Below are 19,780 nucleotides of genomic sequence, written 5' to 3'. Positions count from 1 at the left end.
CCCGCCGGTTTCCGGCGGGCCTTTTGCGTGCGGATCGTGCTGGCGCTCACACTCCGGCGGCAGCCCCCGGACGCGGCCGGGGCCGCAGCGTGTGCCAGACCGCGCCTTCCGGCGGGTTGATGATTTCCCACATATAGACGCGCTTATCGTGCCAGTTGACGATCTTTTCCCGCCCGCCTTCGAACACCACCACGCAATAGCTGCCCTGCGCCGGATCGCAGCTGTCACGGCCCAGCACGGTGACAATGACAGGATCGACCAAATGGCTTTTGAACAGAACCATCGCCTTGGTCTGCTTGCCCGAGATGTAGAGCGCCCCTGCAAACAGCGCCGCCGCCAGCAGGACAAATCCCAGACCCGAGAAATTCCGGAACGGGTTAAACTCCGCTAGCTGCGGCCCGAAGGCGGAAAAGACCAGCCGCCCGAAAAACCCGATGAACGCCAGCAAGGCGAACAGCAGAAGCTTTCCACTAACACCCTGCGCACCCACGGCAATTTCCGATGGGTTAAATCCCAAATCCAAATCCGTTCTCCAAAAAAATTTAAGCTAAATAATGTGCTTTACTGCCACCATACCGGCGTCTCGGGGCGGATGGCAGGCCCTTTGCGAAAAAACTCCGCAAATCGGGCCGCGGCGAAACGCCTGTTCAGAAGGTTTTCCGCTGAGGCGTTTCGGCCCCGCAATCCCTGCAAATGCGCCGCCTGCCAGTCGCCGCCGGGCGGTGCGGCACACCGGCGCCGGCAGGTTTCCCTAGCCACTGCACCGGTTCGCTCAGGGGGCGCCCCGTTACCGTGGGCAGACGCCCGGCTTCAGCCGCCGTTCGGAGCTTGCACCGCGACTGTCCCGGCAGCCGGCCGCGGCAATGTCACCGGCAGCAGAACGCCGCCGGCAAGAACAGCGGCCAGCGCCGCCATGAGAATATCCCGTTTCATGCCTTGGCCCCTCCCGCATTGAATTGCACGCCTGTCCCGGACGCCGAATCCGGGCGTGTTTCCGTGGCCGGTGCCGTCAGCGCAGCGGCAATGCATGCAGCCAGTATTACTGGCCCGAACGGTGAAGCCATCGGTTTGAAAAGACGTCTCATCCCAGCCCCCTAACAAAGTGCACCGATCTGTCAACTCGCGCAAACAAAGTGTACCGATCGGTACTTATAATCAAGGATTTTTTCACACGCCCGGCGCTGTATGGCGGTGCTTGGCCCTAAGACCTTTTTGTTGCGGCAAAAATTATTTTGATTTGCTGGGCCGTCCCGGCGCCAATATGTACCGAACGGTACACTTGAGGACGAATCATGCGCCCCAACAAGCGAGACGAACTGGTCAGCAAAGCCCTGAACGTATTTTACCGAAGCGGGTTCCACGCAACAGGAATGGACACGCTGGTCAAGGAAACCGGCATCTCCAAGACCTCCATCTACAAGCACTTCCGCACCAAGGACGACCTGATTATTGCCGTGCTGCGCCTGCGGGACGAGAACTTCCGCTCTTGGCTGTTCAGCCGGATGGCGGCTTTGTCGGACGCACCCGCCGGGCAGCTGCTTGCGATGTTCACGGCTCTTGGCGAATGGTTCGGCAAGCCGGAATTTGCAGGCTGCATGTTCATAAAGGCCAGCGCCGAGTTCCAGAACCGGGCTCATCCGGTGTATCAGCAATCGACGGAGCACAAGCAGATGCTGCTGGAGCATTTCACCGGCCTGGCCAAAGCAGCCGGCGCGTCTGACCCCGCAGGCCTGGCGCGGCAGCTTCTGACGTTAAAGGAAGGCGCAATCGTTCTGGCAGCCATGTCGGTGACCCCGGATCCGGCCGGGGACGCGCGGTACACTGCCCGGATGCTGCTCCAGCCCTATCTGGCGGGGGGCTGAGCCGGGACGGCTAGTTCATCACCCGGAACACGCAGCCGTCGGAGATCAGCTGCGGCGGTGTCAGGCACAGGCCGCGGGCCACCTGATAGGCGGCCAGAACCTTGGGCACGTAATCCCGTGTTTCGGCAAAGGGCGGCACCCCCTGGTGGCTGCGCACAGCCCCCTCGCCCGCGTTGTAACCGGCCAGCACCAGGATCGGGTCGCCGCCGAACTCCGTCATCAGCCAGTCGAGATAGCGGATGCCCCCCGAGATGTTCTGATGCGCCTCAAGCGAGTCCGTCACCCCAAAGCGCGCGGCGGTATCCGGCATCAGTTGCATCAGCCCCTGGGCGCCGGCGGAACTGATTGCATCCGCCTTGCCCGCGGATTCAACAGCGATCACAGCCAGCACCAAAGCAGGCGAAACCTGTGTGCTGGCGCTTTCTGTCAGGATCTGCACCCCGCGGGTCTGGGCAATTTCCTGCATCAGCTGCAACCGCGGCGCCGCCAGCCCCTTGGCACCGGCCAGCGCCTGCAGGGCATCGTCCAGGCGGCCCGGCCCGCTCTCCTCCAGCCCGGGAGAGATCTTGTCCCAGAACCAGCCATACCGCCCGGCGGGCAGCTTTGCGCTCTCTGCCAGCTCCGGAACCGGTTCAGCCGCCCTGGCCTCCGGCTGTGGTTCGATCTGCACGGTGATGCGCTTGCCGGTGCCCGGCGCAGGCGGTTTCACCCGCTTCGCCTCGAACTGGGGAAACGGTTGCGGCGGGGCTTCCTGCCCTCTTGCTGCCAGGGGCACGGCAAAGGCCGCCAGTGCCAAAATCGCGTTACGGACTGCCATTTCCTTGCCTGCCAGTGGATTCTGCCAGGGAGACTCGGGAAAATGGCTGCTGAAAACCAGTCTCAGACCCCCAGAATCTGGCGCAATCGCCATATTTTCCCGCGTCTGGCGCGGAAATGCCACGGGCAGCAGGCGGGTAACGAAAATTTAACGGAGCAAAATCATCCGGTTACGCAAATCATTGCCAAAAAGTAAAATTGGGGCGGCGATTTCCGGCTTTCAGCCCAAATCCTGCCACGCTGGGCTGGCTATATAGGCTCATCCAAGCCGGACAGAGGTCAAGCAGGTGAGAGAGCGGACCCTGGCGCGAAGGCGGGATAGTGCAAATTCTGAGATCCTTTGGAGGGACCAAGCCATGATCAAATTCTTCAAAAACTTCCGCAAAGACGACTCCGGCGCCGTGACTGTTGACTGGGTTGTGCTGACCGCAGCCGTGGCCGCTCTGGGCGGCGTTGTCTACACCGCCATCGAAGACGGCGCGTCGGACCTGACCAGCAAGACCGGTTCTTACCTGGGCACCCAGGCTCCGACCTAATCGCCTTTAGTGGTCTAACCGACCGCGTGACAGGCCGCCCGTTTCCGGGCGGCCTGTTTCGTTTGCAGGTTCCCCAAATCCCGCTGCCTCCCTCAGCTTTTTCCAGCACCAAGTGAAGCGTCAGGTTTCCCGGCAATAGGGCAGAAAACTCAGTATTACGCCCAATTAACGCCCCATTCATGAAGCTTAATAGACTCATCAACCAGCGGGCAGGCCAGAAGGAGAGAGCTGGCCAGATCGCCCGGCGGGTCAGATACAGCATTCCAGTTTCCTTTGGAGGGACCAAGCCATGATCAAATTCTTCAAAAACTTCCGCAAAGACGACTCCGGCGCCGTGACTGTTGACTGGGTTGTGCTGACCGCAGCCGTGGCCGCTCTGGGCGGCGTTGTCTACACCGCCATCGAAGACGGCGCGTCGGACCTGACCAGCAAGACCGGCTCCTATCTGGGCACCCAGGCTCCGACCTGATCACTGCCTGATTTCTGAGGCGGCACCGGGCAGTCCGGTGCCGCCTCTGCCCCGGAACCGTTCAGGCAGCGAGGTTCAGACTATGAAAAAGTTACGGTTATATATCGCAAGCGACGACGGTGCGGTTTCTGTCGACTGGGTTGTTCTATGCGCTGCAATCGTCGGGATGGCCGCAATGATTGCGGCGGCAATGGAAGATGGCGCCCTGGGTGCGGCACAAGCGATTGCCGCCTTCATGTCCAATTGGTCATTCAGCTGACAACGGCCGAAATGACCAGCTCCGGACCACTGCCTTCCAGGCGGCCGCGCTGACCAGGCCAACGCCCGGTTTCTTGTTTCAGTTTGAGACACCCAGCAGCCGGTTCCGATTGCGGAACGCCGGCTAAAGTTGATGAGAGGTAACACAATGCGTGCAGTTTTCGGACTAGTGCTGATTGTCGGTGTCGCCCTCGCCGGCGGCGCAGTCATGATGGCCAAGAACTATATCTCGGCCTACCAGAATGAACTGGCGCGCGAGCGTGCGGCCCGCGCCGAGGCGGTGCCGACGGTGGACGTGTTTGTCGCCACCAAGCCGCTGAAATACGGCGAGCGGCTGTCCCAGGACGCGGTGCGCGCCGTGCGCTGGCCGGAAAACGCCATTCCCGAAGGGGCCTATACCACCCTGGACGCATTGTTCCCGCCGCAAAGCGGCGACAAGCTGCGCGTGGTGCTGCGCGCCATGGAAAAGGATGAGGCGGTCATGGCCGCCAAGGTCACCGCCCCGGGCGAGGATGCGGGCATCACCTCGCGGCTGCAGCGCGGCATGCGCGCCTTTGCGATCAAGGTCGATGTGTCCTCCGGCGTCTCGGGCTTCCTGCGCCCCGGCGACAAGGTCGATGTCTACTGGACCGGCATGATGCCCGGCGCCGGCGGCTCCCGCGGGGAGGTCACCCGGCTGATCGAAACCAACGTGGAACTGGTGGCTGTGGACCAGAGCGCCGGCGGCGACATCAACGAGGCCATCATCGCCCGCACAGTTACTGTTGCGGCCAAACCCGCACAGGTGGCGGCGCTGGCGCAGGCCCAGACCACCGGACGGCTGTCGCTGGCCCTGGTGGGCGCAGGCGACGACACCATTGCCTCAGTGGTCGAAGTGGACCAGCGCACGCTGCTGGGACTGGGCGCCCTGGAGGCGCCGCAAGAAGTGGAAAAGGAAAAGATCTGCACCATCCGCACCCGCCGCGGCGCCGAAGTTGTGGAAATCCCGATCCCGTGCACCAACTAGAAAACATACGCCCGCACAGGCCGTTAACGCATTCAGCCGCTTCTTCCCTGCGAAGAGCGGCTGTTTGGCCTGTTGCGCAGGCCCCACATGGGCGTCCTGCAAGAAAAGGCCTCGAAGCCTTTGATTCTTGCAATATTTCGGGATCTGAACCACAGTGCCCGAAAGAGCGGGCAAAAAGACCCGGATTTTGAGGCGTGATCGGAAAGGCAGGTCACATGGCAATTCGACGGTTCGTGGCGGCGGCCCTGATGGGTCTATCGCTGATTGGCGTGCCGCAGGCAGATGGGGCCTGGGCGCAGTCTTTGCGTGTGGTGAAAAAGGGCACGGCGGCAACGCTGGACGTTCCGATGAACCGCGCGGTGGTGGTGGAAAGCGAAATCCCCTTTGCTGAACTCAGCATCGCCAACCCCAGCATTGCCGATATCTCCTCGCTGTCCGACCGCACCATCTATGTTCTGGGCAAATCGCCGGGCCTGACGACACTGACATTGCTCGACGGCTCCGGCCGGCTGATCACCAACGTCGACGTGCGGGTGGCCGCCGACGTGACCGAGTTCAAGCAGCGCCTGCGCCAGATCCTGCCCAACGAGAAAATCGAAGTGCGCACCGCCAATGACGGCATCGTGCTGTCCGGCACCGTGTCCAGCTCGGCCCGGCTGCAGCGGGCGCTGGACCTGGCAGAGCGCTATGCGCCGGAGCGGGTCAGCAACCTGATGTCGGTGGGCGGCGTGCAGCAGGTGATGCTCAAGGTCCGCTTTGCCGAAATGCAGCGCTCGGTCTCGAAATCGCTCAGCGCCTCGCTGGGTTTCAACGGCGGCACCGGCAACGGCCGCACCGGCGGCTACAACACTTTGAACACCTCCGGCGCCCTGGCCAACTCGCTGGCCGGCAACATCCCCGCCGCCAACGAAAACACCGGCGCCTTCCTGTTCGGCTTCAACGCAGGCTCGGTTCAGGTCAGCCTGCTGCTGGAAGCGCTGGAGCAGAAGGGCGTGGTCCGCACCCTGGCCGAACCCAACCTCTCTGCCCTCTCGGGTCAGGAAGCGAAGTTCCTGGCCGGCGGTGAATACCCGGTGCCGGTCGCCCAGGAAGGCGGCGTGATCACCATCGAATTCAAACCCTTCGGGATTGAGCTGAACTTCATCCCGCGGGTGATTGACGGGGATCTGATCAATCTCGAATTGAACGCCGCGGTTTCCGCTATCGACCCGACCAATTCGTTGGAACTCAGCGGCCTGACCATCGACGCCTTCTCCCGCCGCGAGACCTCCACCACGGTGGAAATGCGCGACGGCGAAAGCTTTGCCATTGCCGGGCTGATCCGCGACGAATTCCTCGACAACTCCTCGCAGCTGCCGTGGCTGGGCGACGTGCCGGTGCTGGGCGCGCTGTTCCGCAGCGCCGATTACCAGCGCGAGCAGACCGAGCTGGTGATCATCGTCAGCGCCCATCTGGTCACTCCGACCCGCGGCGAGGCGCTGACCCTGCCCACCGACCGCGTGGCACCGCCCAGCGAGAAGGATCTGTTCCTGTTCGGGCGCACGTCCCGCAACCGCGCCGGGCCTGCCGCCGAGGTCGCCAAGCAGGATTTCAACGGCTCTTACGGCTACGTGCTGGACTGATAGGGAGTGGCACAGATGATCAGAACCGCTGCAATTCTCGGCCTTCTCCTCACCGCTGCCGCCTGCGAGCGGGAAGCCGGGCGCGAGCTGAACCGCAGGGGAACCTTTGGCGAGGCCACCCTCAACAACGCGGCGGTGATGAGCGGCGAGCGCAGCTTCGCCATCCAGTTGGCCGGCCGGTTCGCCCAGGAAGTGCCCACCACCATCACCTTTGACTTTGACAGCGCCCGTCTGGACCAGACCGCGCTTGCGGTGCTGGACCAGCAGGCGCATTGGATCCGGCAGTTCCCCGAGGTGCGGTTCCGCGTCTTCGGTCACACGGATGCAGTCGGCAGCAACGCCTACAACCGCGCGCTAGGCCTGCGCCGGGCCCGGGCCGCCGTGAATTACCTGGTCTCCCGCGGCATCAGCCGCAGCCGCCTGGAAGCGGTGATCTCGCACGGGGAAACCCAGCCGCTGATCCCGACGCCGGAGCGCGAGCGCCGCAACCGCCGCACCGTCACCGAGGTGAGCGGCTTCCTCAAGAGCCACCAGTCGGTGCTGGACGGCAAGTATGCCCAGATCATCTACCGCGAGTATCTGGAGAGCGCGGTTCCGGCCACCACCCTGACCCAGCAGAAGTCGCTGGAGCGCACGCTGCAATAAGCCCGCCGCGCAGGCGGCCGGTTACGAAGTAGTAACAATTCCCCACATTTGGGGATTTTTGGCCCCAATATCGCCTAGATTGCCACCGACATTGTTTCCAAGAGGCGGACTGTGCCCATGGCCCGGTTCTGCCCATGTGAACAAGGATGATGGCGATGAGCAGCGGTATGCCGCAAACAGAAACACCAGCGATTGTTGCCTGCACAATCAGCCGCGATGTGCAGAACTTCGACCTTCTGATCGAGGATATGGAAGCCTCGCTGGGAGAGGCCTGGGGCGATCTGGGCTTCACCGAGGCGCTGGCGTTCTTTGGTCAGACCGAGGCGGAGCCGCTGCAATTTGTTGCCCTGGCCATCGACAGCGCCGACGAGGGGGATCTGCCGCTGATGGGGGAGATCATCACCCAGGCCAAGGCGCGCGGCATCAAGGTCATTCTGATTGCAGAAGACGTCACCCCGGCCGCGCTGCACACGCTGCTGCGCCAGGGCGCGGATGAGTTTGTCCCCTACCCGCTGCCCGAGCAGGAGCTGCAGGCCGCCATCGAACGGCTGCAGGCACCGCCGCCGCCGGCGGCGCAGAAGCCGCATCAGCTGCAATCCGGCAGCCAGCGCGAAGGCGCGGTGATCGTTTGCCACGGGCTGGCCGGCGGCACCGGCTCGACCACCATGGCGGTGAACCTGGCGTGGGAGCTTGCCGCGCTCAGCGAGCAGGAGGAACCCAGCGTCTGCCTGCTGGATCTGGACCTGCAGCATGGTTCGGTTTCCACCTATCTGGACCTGCCCCGCCGCGAGGTGGTGATGGAAATGCTGAGCGAATCCGAAAGCATGGACGAGGAGCTGTTCGGCCAGTCACTGCTGCCGTTCCAGGAGAAGCTGCAGGTTCTGACCGCCCCGCTGGAGATGGTGCCGCTGGACCTCCTGTCGCCCGAGGACATCACCCGGGTGATCGAAATGGCGCGCAGCCACTTTGATTTTGTCGTCATCGACATGCCGCACACGCTGGTGCAGTGGTCCGAAACCGTGCTGACCACGGCGCATGTCTATTTCGCCCTGATTGAGCTGGACATGCGCTCGGCCCAGAACGCGCTGCGCATGAAACGCGCGCTGCAGTCGGAGGACCTGCCGTTCGAGAAGCTGCGCTTTGCGCTGAACCGGGCACCCAAGTTCACCGATCTTGCCGGCAAAAGCCGGGTCAAGCGGATGGCCGAGTCCCTGAGCATCTCCATCGACCTGCAATTGCCCGACGGCGGCAAGCAGGTGCTGCAAAGCTGCGACCACGGGCTGCCGCTGGCTGTTTCGGCGGCGAAGAATCCCTTGCGCAAGGAAATCGCCAAGCTCGCGGCCTCGCTGCATGCGCTGGGCCGCAGTGAAGCAGAAGCCGCCTGAACGGCTTGAATTGGGGGTGAGTTGATGTTTTCCAAGTATAAAAAACAAGCGCCAAAACCTGCCGCGGCGGCACCTGAACCGGTAACTGCGCCCGCCGCTGCCGCCCCTGCCGCCAGCCTGCGCCGCCCGGTGCAGCGCAAAGCGGCTGAGGCGCAGCCAATGGACAAGGAGCGCAAGCGCAAGGAGCGTCTGGGCGAGATCAAGGTCCAGCTGCACCGGGAGCTTTTGGAGAACCTGAACCTGGCCGCCCTGGAACGCGCTGGCGAAGCGGAGCTGCGCTCTGAGATCGCCACCATCGCCACGGAGATCCTGGCTGAGAAAAGCATCGTCCTGAACCGCGAGGACCGGCAGCAGCTCACCAAGGAGCTGTATGATGAGGTGACGGGCCTGGGCCCCCTGGAAACGCTGCTGCAGGATGAATCGATCAGCGATATCCTGGTGAACGGCCCGCATCAGATCTTTGTCGAACGCAGCGGCAAGCTGCAGCTTTCCGACATCACCTTCAAGGATGAGAAGCACCTGATGCGGATCATCGACAAGATCGTCTCTGCCGTGGGACGCCGGGTCGATGAATCCAACCCTTACGTGGACGCCCGCCTCGCCGATGGCTCGCGCTTCAACGCGATGGTGCCGCCGATCGCGGTGGACGGCTCGCTGGTGTCGATCCGGAAATTCAAGAAAGACAAGCTGGGCATCGACGATCTGGTGCAATTCGGCGCTTTCACCGAGGAAATGGCGGCCTACTTGCAAGCCGCCGTTTCCACCCGCCTGAACGTGATCGTCTCCGGCGGCACCGGCTCCGGTAAAACCACGACGCTCAACGCGCTGTCCTCCTTTATCGACAATTCCGAACGGATCCTCACCATCGAGGACACCGCGGAACTGCAGCTGCAGCAGACCCATGTGGGCCGGATGGAAAGCCGCCCGCCCAACGTGGAAGGCAAGGGCGAGGTCTCCCCGCGCGACTGCCTGAAGAACGCGCTGCGGATGCGCCCCGACCGCATCATCGTCGGCGAAACCCGCGGCGAGGAAGTGATCGACATGCTGCAGGCCATGAACACCGGCCATGACGGGTCGATGACGACGATCCATGCCAACTCCGCCCGCGACGGCATTTCCCGTCTGGAAAACATGATCGCCATGGCGGGGATCGAGATGCCGATCAAGGCGGTGCGCAGCCAGATTGCATCGGCTGTGAACCTGATCGTGCAGGCCTCCCGCCTGCAGGACGGCTCGCGCCGGATGACCTCGATCACCGAAATCACCGGGATGGAGGGCGACGTGATCTCGATGCAGGAAATCTTCCGTTTCCAGCGCGTCGGCCTGACCCCGGACAACAAGATCATCGGCCACTTCACCGCCACCGGCGTGCGCAGCCACTATTCCGAGCGCTTCCGCCTGTGGGGGTACGACCTGCCGCCCTCGATCTATGAACCCACCGTGATGGAGAAGCGCTGATGCAGCTGAGTGCGGAACCGCTTATCTACGGCCTGATCTTCTTCGGGGTGCTGGCCCTGGTCGAGGGCCTGTATCTGTTCACCTTCGGCAAATCCATCAGCCTCAACAGCCGGGTCAACCGCCGGCTGGAGATGATGGAGAAGGGCAGCAACCGCGAGCAGGTGCTGGAGCAGCTGCGCAAAGAACTGGGCCAGCACGCAAAATCGCAGTCGATCCCGCTGTACTCGCTGCTATCGGAACGGGCGCAGAAGGCGGCCATTGCCTTTTCACCGAAACAGCTGATCCTGATCATGGCCGGGCTGGCCGTGCTGGCCTTCGCCGGCCTCAGCATCGGCACGTCGGCCCCCCTGCCCGTCCGCATTCTGGGCTCTGTCATCATCGGCGTCGGCGCGGTGTTCTTCTGGGTCAACAAGAAGGCCGCCAAGCGGATGGCGATGATCGAGGAGCAGCTGCCCGACGCCGTGGAACTGATGGTGCGCTCCCTGCGTGTCGGCCACCCTTTCACCTCTGCCGTGCAGATCGTCGCCAACGAGGTCGAGGACCCGCTGGCCACCGAATTCGGCATCATCTCCGATGAATGCGCCTATGGCCGCGATGTCGGCGAAGCGCTCAAGGAAATGGCGGAGCGGCTGGACATGCAGGACATGCGCTTCCTTGCTGTCGCGGTGACGATCCAGCAGCAGTCGGGCGGCAACCTGGCCGAAGTGCTGGCAGGCCTTGCCAAGGTGATCCGCGCCCGCTTCCGCCTGTTCCGCCGGGTGAAGGCCATCACCGCAGAGGCGCAATGGTCGGGCAAGTTTCTGTCAGGCTTCCCGCTGTTCTGTCTGGCTGGCATCCTGGTCAAGGACCCCAACTATTATGACAAGGTGCTGGATCACCCCTGGTTCATTCCCGCCTGCTTCACGGTTGGCGTGATGCTGACGGCCAACCTCTTTGTCATGCGCATGCTGACCAACATCAAAGTCTAAGGAGGCGGACCGTGGGTTTTCTGAGCGGAATAAACGACTACCTGACCTCGCACTTCGGCGAATTCGGCCCGCTTCTGGCGCTTGGCATTGCCGGGCTGTTCATGATCCTGCTGGCGGTTCCGCTGCTGCTGAACCAGCCCGAAGACCCGCTGAAGAAGCTGCAGAAGAACATCAAGCCGGAAACCCGCAACGTCCCCAAGAAAGAGCGTCTGCGCCAGGCCAACCGCAACGAGCAGCTGCAGAAATTCGCAGGCTTCCTGGAACCGCAAAACGCGGATGAGCTGTCGGCGATGGAGCTGAAGCTGCGCCAGGCGGGCTATCACTCCAAGGACTCGGTGCGCCTGTTCCACTTTGCCCAGTTTGCCCTCGGCCTGCTGGGGCTGATGGGCGGGCTGTTCTTTGTCTATGTGCTGAAGGCCGACATCGACTATGACAGCCAGCAGATGGCCATCCGCATCGTCGGCCCTGGCGCGGCCGGGTACTTGCTGCCGAAATACTGGATCACCCGCCGCATCGAAGAGCGCAAGCAGAAGATCACCGAAGGCTTCCCGGACGCGCTGGACATGATGCTGGTCTGCGTCGAAGCCGGCCAGTCGCTGGACCAGGCGATTGTCCGCGTCGCCAAGGAGCTGCACGCCTCCTACCCGGATCTGGCCGAGGAATTTGAGGTCGTCGCCTATGAGATGAAGGCGGGCAAGGAAAAGGACAAGGTGCTGCGCGACATGGGCACCCGCTGCGGGGTGCAGGATATCTCCTCCTTCGTGACGGTGATGATCCAATCCGCCAGTTTCGGCACCTCGATCGCCGATGCGCTGCGGGTCTATGCCGGTGAAATGCGTGACAAGCGCGTGATGCGCGCCGAGGAGGCCGCAAACAAGTTGCCCGTGAAGATGACCCTTGCCACAATGGGCCTGACGGTGCCGCCGCTGCTGATCATTCTGGTTGGCCCGTCGATACAGGGCATCATGAATATGGGCAACGCAGGCAACTGAACATGACATCACAAGGACGGGCCGCGCCTGTCCGCCTCAGCCGCGCTCTTGCCGCCGCCAGCGTTCTTGCGCTGGCGGCGGCCTGCGCGCCGGGCGGTCTGAAACAGGACACGGGCAGCCCCTGGGCGCCGGGCGCCGATCACCGCAAAACCGCAGAGGACGGCTTGCAGGTCGGCCACCGGCTGATGGCCGCAGGCGAGCACGAGCTGGCGCTGGAGGCCTTCACCCGCGCCGCCCTCGACCAGGGCCTGACGGCCGAGGTGCTGTCCGGCATGGGATCGGCCAAGCTGGGCCTCCGGCGGCTGGGGCAGGCAGAGGATCTGCTGCGCCAAGCGGTCGATGCCGACCCGGCCTGGCCCGAGCCGATGAACAACCTTGGCGTCGTTCTGATGGAACGGGGCAAGACCGCCGAAGCCGTGCAGGTGTTCCAGCGCGCCTATGCGCTCGACAATGGCGAAAGTGACGCAATCCGCGATAATTTGCGCCTGGCCCTCGCAAAACTGGACGATCCTGCGCATACTGAGCCGCAAAACCAAGATTACAAATTGGTGCGGCAAGGCGGCGGCAGCTACCTGATTCGCCCGACACCATGACCGAGGCAGAGCAGTAAAAGGACGCACAAATGCGCCAGCAGTTTTTCCTATCCGCTTCTCTGGCAGGGGCGCTGGTCTTGTCGGCCTGTGCAGAGAAAGCCGACGAAACCGTGGAACGGGCCTTTCAGGAAGTGAATGTCATAGACGAGAGCAATCTCAACGATGTCATGATGACTGTGGCCGACCCGAATGAGGCGGTGGCCCATTTCCAGCGCACCCTCAAGACCGGTCCGGACCGGATCGAGCTGCAGCGCGGCCTCGCCTACTCGCTGATCCGCGCCAAGCGCACCACCGAGGGCACAACCGCCTGGAAAAAGGTGGTGTCGATGAAAGGCGCCACCAGCGAGGACCAGGTGCAACTGGCGGGCGCTCTGGTGCGCAGCGGCGAATGGGACGCGGCCAAGGGCATTCTGGACAAGGTGCCGCCAACCCATGAAACCTACGAGCGCTACCGGCTTGAGGCCGTGGTGGCGGACGCGAACAAGGACTGGAAGCGGGCGGACAGCTTCTACGAGATTGCCACCGGGCTGACCACCAAACCCGCCAAGGTGATGAACAACTGGGGCTATTCCAAGCTGACCCGCGGCGATTTCACCGGGGCTGAGCGGCTGTTCGGCGAAGCGATCCGCCAGAACCCGGGCCTATTCACCGCCAAGAACAACCTGGTGCTGGCCCGCGGCGCACAGCGCAACTACACCCTGCCGGTGATCCCGCTGGACCAGACCGAACGCGCGCTGCTGCTGCACACGCTGGCGCTGTCGGCGGTCAAGCAAGGCGACGTCAAGGTGGGCGAGAACCTGCTGCGCGAAGCCATCGACACCCATCCGCAGCACTTCGAGGAAGCCTCGCGCTCGCTGGCGGCACTGGAAAACGGCTGATCCATGCAGTTCCCGGCCCATGCCGCCCTGTGGTTCCTGCCCTTCGTGCTGCCGCTGTGCTACACGGTGGCGCTGACCGACCTGCGCGGCATGCGCATTCCCAACTGGGCGGTGGACTTGCTGGCGGTGATCTATGTGGCTGTGGGCGCCTTTGCGATGCCCTCCTGGGCAGACTACGGCTGGCACCTGCTGCATCTGCCGGTGGGGATCGGCCTGGGCTTCCTGTTCTATTCCGCTGGCGCCGTCGGCGCCGGCGATGCCAAGTTTGCCGGCGCCGCCGCGCCGTTCTTTGCGCTTGGCGATTTGCGGCTTTTGATGATCATCTTTGCCGCCACCCTGCTGGCGGGCTTCACCGCCCACCGGATCGCCAAATACACGCCGCTGCGCCAGCTGGCGCCGCAGTGGCAAAGCTGGGAAACCGGCAAGAGCTTTCCCATGGGCCTGTGCCTGGGCGGCACCCTCGCGCTCTATCTGATCCTAGCCGCCCTGTTCGGCAGCTAAGCCGCGCCGCCGCCTGAAAAGGCCGCGGATTTCCCGCCGCCTCCGCGGAAATGCTGCAGCTCTGCCCCGCTGTTGCCACAGTCCTGAATAGTCTGTTTCCAAGGCCGCCTCCCAACCCGGGGGCGCAAATCCGGAATTCAGGAATAGGCACCGCCATGAACATGCAGAACCTCACCGTGACGGCCCCGCCCGCCCCCAAGGGGCTGGAGCAGATGCAGCTGCCGCTGGTGATGATGCGGGACATCCTGCTCAAGACCATCTTCCGCAAGAACGCGGAAACGGTGACGGAGATTGCCGAGGCACTCTGCCTGCCCGGCGCCGTCACCCAGGAACTGGTGGACATGGCGCGCGAGCAGAAACTGCTCGAAGCCACCGGCACGCTGAACGCCAACAGCGGCAACGAGATGGGCTACCAGCTGACCGATGCAGGCAAGGCGCGGGCGCTGGATGCGCTCAGCCAGTCGGAATACTTCGGCGCCATGCCGGTGCCGCTGGCGGTCTACCGCGAGCAGGTCAAGCGCCAGTCGATCCGCAACATCCAGGTGACCCGCGACCAGCTGATCAGCGCCATGGGCCACCTGATCCTGCCGAACAGCCTGCTGGACCACCTGGGCCCGGCGGTCAGCGCCGGCCGCTCGATCCTGATGTACGGCCCGCCGGGCAACGGGAAATCCTCGATCTCCAACGGCATCCGCGACGCCCTTGGCGATCATGTCTATGTGCCGCGCGCCATCGAATACGCGGGCCAGGTGATCACCGTCTACGACCCGATCGTGCACACCATGGTCGAGCAGGAGCCGGAAGACCCCAACGCCCTGCGCCGCCGCCGCCGCTTTGACGAGCGCTACGTGATGTGCGAACGCCCCACCGTGATCACCGGCGGCGAACTGTCGCTGGACATGCTGGACCTGGTCTACAACCCCACCGCGCGCACCTATCAGGCGCCCTTGCAGCTGAAGTCCACCGGCGGCATCTTCATCGTCGACGACCTTGGCCGCCAAGCCGAGCCACCGCAGGCGCTGGTCAACCGCTGGATCGTGCCGCTGGAGGAAAGCAAGGACATCCTGGCGCTGCAGTCGGGCGAGAAATTCGAAGTGCCCTTCGACACGCTGGTGATCTTCTCCACCAACTTCCACCCGAACGAGATCTTTGACCAAGCCGCCCTGCGCCGGATCTTCTTCAAGATCAAGATCGACGGCCCGGATCAGGAAAACTTCCTCAAGATCTTTGCCATGGTGGCCCGCAAGAAGGGCATCCCCTTGGATGAAAGCACGCTGGTGCACCTTCTGAAGAACAAATACCCCACAATCAGCAACGTTTACGCCAATTATCAGCCGGGGTTCCTGATCGACCAGATGATCGCCATCTGCGAGTTCGAGGGCATCCCCTATCAGATGTCGCCGGAACTGATCGACCGGGCCTGGGCCAACATGTTCGTCAGGGACGAGCAGATCGTGAAATGACCCGGCCCCAAAGTTTTTTGAAAACTTTGGGCCACCCTTTTCTAAAAAGTTTTGCGGCAGCACCTACATGGGACGGATGAGCATTCTGCCGCCCGTCATCGAGAACTGGTTCGCCTCCAAGGGCTGGTCCATCCACCCGCACCAGCACGCCATGCTGGAGCGGGCGTCTCAGCCCTGCACCCTGCTGATCGCCCCCACCGGCGGCGGCAAGACCATGGCCGGCTTTCTCCCCACCCTGGCGGAACTGGCGGACGGCAGCCATGAAGGGCTGCACACGCTCTATATCTCCCCGCTCAAGGCTCTGGCAGCCGACATCAAGCGCAACCTGCGCACCCCGGTGGAGGAGATGGGCCTGCCCGTCCGCATCGACGACCGCACCGGCGACACCCCCTCCAGCCGCAAGAAACGCCAGCGCGCCGACCCGCCGCATATACTGCTGACCACCCCGGAAAGCCTCGCCCTGCTCACCTCCTACGAGGACGCCGCCCGCACCTTCAAGGGCCTGAAGCGCGTGGTGGTCGACGAAATCCACGCCCTGGCCGAAAGCAAGCGCGGCGACCAGCTGATGCTGGCGCTGGCGCGGCTGCAGACCCTCTGCCCGGATCTGCGCCGGATTGGCCTCTCGGCCACCGTGGACGACCCTCAGGCCATCGCCAGCTACCTCGCCCGCCATCCGGACCCCTGCGATATCGTGCAGGCCGATCCCGGACCTGCCCCCGATATCCGGATGCTGGAAACCGCAGAGCCGCCGCCCTGGGCCGGCGGCGGCGCGGCCTATGCGATCCCGGCGGTGATGGCGCAGATCAAGGCGCATAACACCACGCTGATCTTTCACAACACCCGCGCCCAGGCCGAGATCTTCTTTCATAACCTCTGGCTCGCCAACGAGGACGCGCTGCCGATCGGCATCCACCACGGCTCGCTAGACCGGGTCCAGCGCGAGCGGGTCGAGGCGGCGATGGTCCGCGGCGAGCTGCGCGCCATCGTCTGCACCGGCTCGCTGGACCTCGGCATCGACTGGGGCGATGTCGACCTGGTGATCCAGATCGGCGCGCCCAAGAACGTGAAACGCCTGGTCCAGCGCATCGGCCGGGCCAACCACCGCTACAACGCCCCGTCCAAGGCGCTCTTGGTGCCTGCCAACCGGTTTGAAGTGGTCGAATGCCGCGCCGCGCTGGAGGCGGTGCGCGCAAACGATCTGGACGGCGCGCCGCGCGGCCCCGGCCCCCGCGACGTCCTGTGCCAGCACATCCTGATTGCGGCCTGCGCGGGCCCCTTCGACGCGGATCAGCTCTATGCGGAAATAACCCAGGCGGGGGCCTATGCCTCCCTGCCCCGTGCCGAATTCGATGCCTGCCTCGAATTCTGCGCCACCGGCGGCTACGCGCTGAAAGCTTACGACCAATGGCAGCGCCTGCGGAAGCGCCCGGACGGCAAGTGGCAGCTGCGCGACCCCCGCGCCGCGGCCCGCATCCGCATGAACCTGGGCACCATCCAGGACACCGATCTGGTCAAGGTCCGCCTGAAACGCACCCGCGGCGGCAAGCCGCTGGGTGAAATCGAGGAAGCCTTTGCCGCCACCCTCACCCCCGGCGACACTTTCCTGATCGGCGGCCAGACCGTGCGCTACGAGGGCCTGCGGGAAATGACCGTGGAGGTCAGCCGCAACCCTGGGAAAAAACCCAAGATCGCTGTCTTCTCGGGCACCAAATTCGCCACCTCCACCCAGCTCAGCGCCCGCATCCTGGAGATGTTCAAGCAGGACAGCTGGCCCAGCCTGCCGCGCCATACGGCAGAGTGGCTGGAACTCCAGCGCGAAGTCTCCGAGCTTCCCCGCGCAGGCAGTCTGCTGATCGAAAGCTTCCCGCATGACGGGCGCGCGCACGCTTGCGTCTATGGCTTCGCAGGCCGTAATGCCCAGCAGACGCTGGGCCTCTTGCTGACCAAGCGGATGGAGGAACTGGGCCTCGACCCCCTGGGCTTCGTCTCTACCGATTACGCCACGCTGATCTGGGGGCTGGAGGAACTCACCGACCCCGCGCCGCTGTTCGACATCGGCGCCTTGCGCGAGGGGCTGGAGGGCTGGCTTGCCGGCAACGCGGTGATGAAACGCGCCTTCCGCGGTGCCGCCACCATCGCCGGGCTGATCGAGCGCAACACCCCCGGGCAGCGCAAGAACGGGCGGCAGGCGACCTTCTCCTCCGACATCCTTTATGACACACTGCGCAAGTACGACCCTGATCACCTGCTGATGGACATCACCCGCGAGGAAGCCCTGCGGGGGCTGGTGGATTTCGGCCGCATTGAGGAGATGATCGCCCGCATAGACGGCCGCATCACCCTCCTGCAGCTGCAGCGGATCTCCCCCCTTGCCGCGCCGCTGCTGCTGGAGGCCGGCAAAGTGCCGGTCAAAGGCGCCGCCGAGGAGAAACTGCTGCTGCGGGAAACCGAAGCGCTGATGCAGCAATCCGGTCTCAGCGCCCTGCCGCAATAGGCCTTGCCAGCGCCGCTGGCACCGTTAAGAACGCATCATGAACGGCTTCGATTTCACCCTCGCTGGCGCCCGCCTGACCGCTCTCGGCAGCGGCGCTCTCTGGTGGGCGGAGCAGCGCACCCTCTGCGTCTCCGACCTGCATCTGGGCAAATCCGAACGCCACGCGCGGCGCGGCGGCAGCGCCCTGCCGCCCTATGAAACCCGCGACACGCTGGACCGCCTCGAAACCGCGCTTGAGATCACCGGCGCACACACGCTGATCTGCCTTGGCGACAGTTTCGACGATGACGCGGCCTGCCGTGCGCTCCCCCAGGCGGACCTGAACCGCATCACCTGCCTGATGCAGACCCGCCGCTGGATCTGGATCGAGGGCAACCACGACCCTGCCCCGCCGGCCCTGGGCGGAGAGCACGCCGCCGCCCTGACGCTGGGCCCGCTTACCTTCCGCCATATTGCCGACCCGCAATCCAGCGCCGAAATCTCCGGCCACTACCACCCCAAGGCGCGGTTGCGCAGCACCTCCCGGCCCGCCTTTCTGGTGGATGCGGCCCGCGTGATCCTGCCGGCCTTCGGCACCTATACCGGGGGCCTGCGCAGCAGCGATCCTGCCTTCGCTCCGCTGATGGCGGCCGATGCCCTGGCCATCCTGACCGGGCCGCGGCCGCTGCCGGTGCCAATGCCGCGCTGACCGGGCAAATGGCGCAGCGTCACCTGCGCAAGGGTCCCGCGCTCCTCTATGCTGCGGGCAGACCAGCAGAAGGACACCGCCATGGAAGACCGCATCCGCAGCAGTTTCGCCAAACAAAGCATGATGCAAACACTTGGTGCAGAAGTTGCCAGCGTTGCGCCCGGTGAAGTGGTGATTACCGCCCCCATCCTGCCCGGCAGCCGCCAGCAGCACGATGTGGCCCATGCCGCCCTCAGCTTTGCCATCGGCGACACCGCGGCAGGCTACGCCGCGCTTACCGTGATGCCCGAGGACTGCGAAGTGATGACCGCAGAGATGAAGATCAACCTGCTGGCCCCCGGCGCCGGAGAGCTCCTGCGCGCCACCGGCAAGGTCATCAAGCCGGGCCGCCGCCTGGTCATCGTCACCGCGGAGGTCCACGCCGTGACGGCAAAGGAAGAAAAACTGGTCGCACTCCTGCAAGGCACCATGGTGCCGGTCACCGCCTGACCCCCGCTTCGTTCATCTTTCCAAAAGGGGCTCCGCCCGTTCGCGGGGAACCACCACGCCTCTTTCATCTTTCAAAAAATACTCCCGCCGGAGGCGTCCGGCGGGAGCGGTTTTGTTCGAACCTTGGCGGTCTGCGCGTCAGGCGGTCAGCCCTTCCGGCTCCGCGAGGTTGCTGGCGCGGCAGGCGGCGGTCACGGTGTTGGCCAAGAGGCAGGCGATGGTCATCGGGCCGACGCCGCCCGGCACCGGGGTGATGGCGCCCGCGCGCTCCGCGGCCGAGGCGTAATCCACATCGCCCACCAGACGGGTCTTGCCCTCACCCTTCTCCGGCGCATCGATGCGGTTGATGCCGACGTCGATCACCGTCGCGCCCTCCTTGATCCAATCGCCCGGCACCATCTCCGGACGGCCCACGGCAGCCACCACGATGTCGGCGCGGCGCACCACATCCGGCAGATCCTTGGTGCGCGAATGCGCGATGGTCACGGTGCAGCTGTCGCCCAGCAGAAGCTGCGCCATCGGCTTGCCGACGATGTTGGAGCGGCCAATGACAACCGCGTTCAGGCCCGACAGCGAGCCATGATGCTCGCGCAGCATCATCAGGCAGCCCAGCGGCGTGCAGGGCACCATCGACTTCTGGCCGGTGCCCAGAAGGCC

22 protein-coding genes and 1 pseudogene are annotated in these 19,780 nt (G+C 64.2%); 19 read left to right on the top strand and 4 right to left on the bottom strand.

Annotated features, from left to right (window positions below):
- Positions 1-46 precede the first annotated feature (46 nt).
- Positions 47-523 (bottom strand): hypothetical protein, encoded by a 477-nt coding sequence (locus tag PHA8399_RS00165; protein ID WP_058284203.1) that lies wholly within the window; start codon positions 521-523, stop codon positions 47-49.
- Positions 524-810: 287 nt separating this feature from the next.
- Positions 811-933: a hypothetical protein gene (locus PHA8399_RS22865; RefSeq protein WP_259938777.1), complete on the bottom strand. Its 123-nt coding sequence runs from the start codon at positions 931-933 to the stop codon at positions 811-813.
- Positions 934-1,292: 359 nt separating this feature from the next.
- On the opposite strand from PHA8399_RS22865, the gene PHA8399_RS00160 reads away from it, so the two are divergent.
- Complete coding sequence (locus tag PHA8399_RS00160) at positions 1,293-1,862, top strand: TetR/AcrR family transcriptional regulator (protein ID WP_058284202.1); 570 nt, start codon at positions 1,293-1,295, stop codon at positions 1,860-1,862.
- A gap of 10 nt (positions 1,863-1,872) precedes the next feature.
- Here the strand turns inward: PHA8399_RS00160 and PHA8399_RS00155 are convergent, their stop codons facing one another.
- On the bottom strand, positions 1,873-2,679 hold the full coding sequence (locus PHA8399_RS00155) for a lytic transglycosylase domain-containing protein (protein ID WP_244270123.1): 807 nt from the start codon (positions 2,677-2,679) through the stop codon (positions 1,873-1,875).
- 42 nt (positions 2,680-2,721) lie between these two features.
- Between PHA8399_RS00155 and PHA8399_RS22510 the strand changes: the two genes are divergently transcribed.
- From PHA8399_RS22510 to PHA8399_RS00075, 18 genes are all read left to right on the top strand, one after another.
- Positions 2,722-2,874 (top strand): hypothetical protein, encoded by a 153-nt coding sequence (locus PHA8399_RS22510; RefSeq protein ID WP_158509243.1) that lies wholly within the window; start codon positions 2,722-2,724, stop codon positions 2,872-2,874.
- Positions 2,875-3,034: 160 nt separating this feature from the next.
- Positions 3,035-3,214: a hypothetical protein gene (locus tag PHA8399_RS00150; RefSeq protein ID WP_058284201.1), complete on the top strand. Its 180-nt coding sequence runs from the start codon at positions 3,035-3,037 to the stop codon at positions 3,212-3,214.
- A gap of 289 nt (positions 3,215-3,503) precedes the next feature.
- Positions 3,504-3,683 (top strand): hypothetical protein, encoded by a 180-nt coding sequence (locus PHA8399_RS00145; RefSeq protein ID WP_058284201.1) that lies wholly within the window; start codon positions 3,504-3,506, stop codon positions 3,681-3,683.
- An 82-nt stretch (positions 3,684-3,765) separates the two neighbouring features.
- Positions 3,766-3,942, top strand: coding sequence for a hypothetical protein (locus tag PHA8399_RS22615; protein ID WP_167510235.1), 177 nt, complete (start codon positions 3,766-3,768; stop codon positions 3,940-3,942).
- Positions 3,943-4,089: 147 nt separating this feature from the next.
- On the top strand, positions 4,090-4,947 hold the full coding sequence (gene cpaB / locus PHA8399_RS00140; protein ID WP_058284200.1) for a Flp pilus assembly protein CpaB: 858 nt from the start codon (positions 4,090-4,092) through the stop codon (positions 4,945-4,947).
- Positions 4,948-5,162: 215 nt separating this feature from the next.
- A complete protein-coding gene (locus PHA8399_RS00135) occupies positions 5,163-6,569 on the top strand; it encodes a type II and III secretion system protein family protein (RefSeq protein WP_008556882.1) in 1,407 nt (468 codons plus the stop codon).
- A gap of 15 nt (positions 6,570-6,584) precedes the next feature.
- Positions 6,585-7,214, top strand: coding sequence for an OmpA family protein (locus PHA8399_RS00130; RefSeq protein ID WP_058284199.1), 630 nt, complete (start codon positions 6,585-6,587; stop codon positions 7,212-7,214).
- A 155-nt stretch (positions 7,215-7,369) separates the two neighbouring features.
- A complete protein-coding gene (locus PHA8399_RS00125) occupies positions 7,370-8,599 on the top strand; it encodes a CpaE/TadZ family protein (RefSeq protein ID WP_027243358.1) in 1,230 nt (409 codons plus the stop codon).
- A gap of 24 nt (positions 8,600-8,623) precedes the next feature.
- Positions 8,624-10,057 carry a TadA family conjugal transfer-associated ATPase gene (locus PHA8399_RS00120; RefSeq protein WP_058284198.1) on the top strand — a complete coding sequence of 478 codons (1,434 nt, stop codon included), beginning with the start codon at positions 8,624-8,626 and terminating at the stop codon, positions 10,055-10,057.
- Complete coding sequence (locus PHA8399_RS00115; protein WP_058284197.1) at positions 10,057-11,025, top strand: type II secretion system F family protein; 969 nt, start codon at positions 10,057-10,059, stop codon at positions 11,023-11,025. Before PHA8399_RS00120 ends, PHA8399_RS00115 begins: the two co-directional genes overlap by 1 nt.
- Before the next feature lie 11 nt (positions 11,026-11,036).
- Positions 11,037-12,017 carry a type II secretion system F family protein gene (locus tag PHA8399_RS00110; RefSeq protein WP_058284196.1) on the top strand — a complete coding sequence of 327 codons (981 nt, stop codon included), beginning with the start codon at positions 11,037-11,039 and terminating at the stop codon, positions 12,015-12,017.
- A gap of 2 nt (positions 12,018-12,019) precedes the next feature.
- A complete protein-coding gene (locus tag PHA8399_RS00105) occupies positions 12,020-12,610 on the top strand; it encodes a tetratricopeptide repeat protein (RefSeq protein WP_082649406.1) in 591 nt (196 codons plus the stop codon).
- Positions 12,611-12,639: 29 nt separating this feature from the next.
- Positions 12,640-13,488, top strand: a complete 849-nt coding sequence (locus PHA8399_RS00100; RefSeq protein ID WP_058284194.1) for a tetratricopeptide repeat protein — start codon at positions 12,640-12,642, stop codon at positions 13,486-13,488.
- A gap of 3 nt (positions 13,489-13,491) precedes the next feature.
- A complete protein-coding gene (locus tag PHA8399_RS00095; protein WP_058284193.1) occupies positions 13,492-13,989 on the top strand; it encodes a prepilin peptidase in 498 nt (165 codons plus the stop codon).
- A 155-nt stretch (positions 13,990-14,144) separates the two neighbouring features.
- The gene (locus PHA8399_RS00090) at positions 14,145-15,452 is read left to right on the top strand and encodes a DUF8689 domain-containing protein (RefSeq protein WP_058284192.1); all 1,308 of its coding nucleotides are present in this window, start codon (positions 14,145-14,147) and stop codon (positions 15,450-15,452) included.
- Between the two features lie 76 nt (positions 15,453-15,528).
- Positions 15,529-17,946 carry a ligase-associated DNA damage response DEXH box helicase gene (locus PHA8399_RS00085; protein ID WP_058284191.1) on the top strand — a complete coding sequence of 806 codons (2,418 nt, stop codon included), beginning with the start codon at positions 15,529-15,531 and terminating at the stop codon, positions 17,944-17,946.
- Between the two features lie 37 nt (positions 17,947-17,983).
- Complete coding sequence (pdeM, locus tag PHA8399_RS00080; protein WP_058284190.1) at positions 17,984-18,634, top strand: ligase-associated DNA damage response endonuclease PdeM; 651 nt, start codon at positions 17,984-17,986, stop codon at positions 18,632-18,634.
- A gap of 81 nt (positions 18,635-18,715) precedes the next feature.
- Entirely contained in the window at positions 18,716-19,123 is a 408-nt protein-coding gene (locus tag PHA8399_RS00075; protein WP_058284470.1) for a PaaI family thioesterase, read from the top strand.
- A 138-nt stretch (positions 19,124-19,261) separates the two neighbouring features.
- Here PHA8399_RS00075 and PHA8399_RS00070 read toward each other — a convergent pair.
- A pseudogene (locus PHA8399_RS00070) lies at positions 19,262-19,780 on the bottom strand (bifunctional methylenetetrahydrofolate dehydrogenase/methenyltetrahydrofolate cyclohydrolase); the annotation flags it as partial.

The organism is Leisingera aquaemixtae, from assembly GCF_001458395.1.
GTDB lineage: Bacteria > Pseudomonadota > Alphaproteobacteria > Rhodobacterales > Rhodobacteraceae > Leisingera > Leisingera aquaemixtae.
The sequence above is the reverse complement of the archived record's forward strand: the minus strand, read 5'-3'. Positions and strand labels throughout refer to the sequence as shown.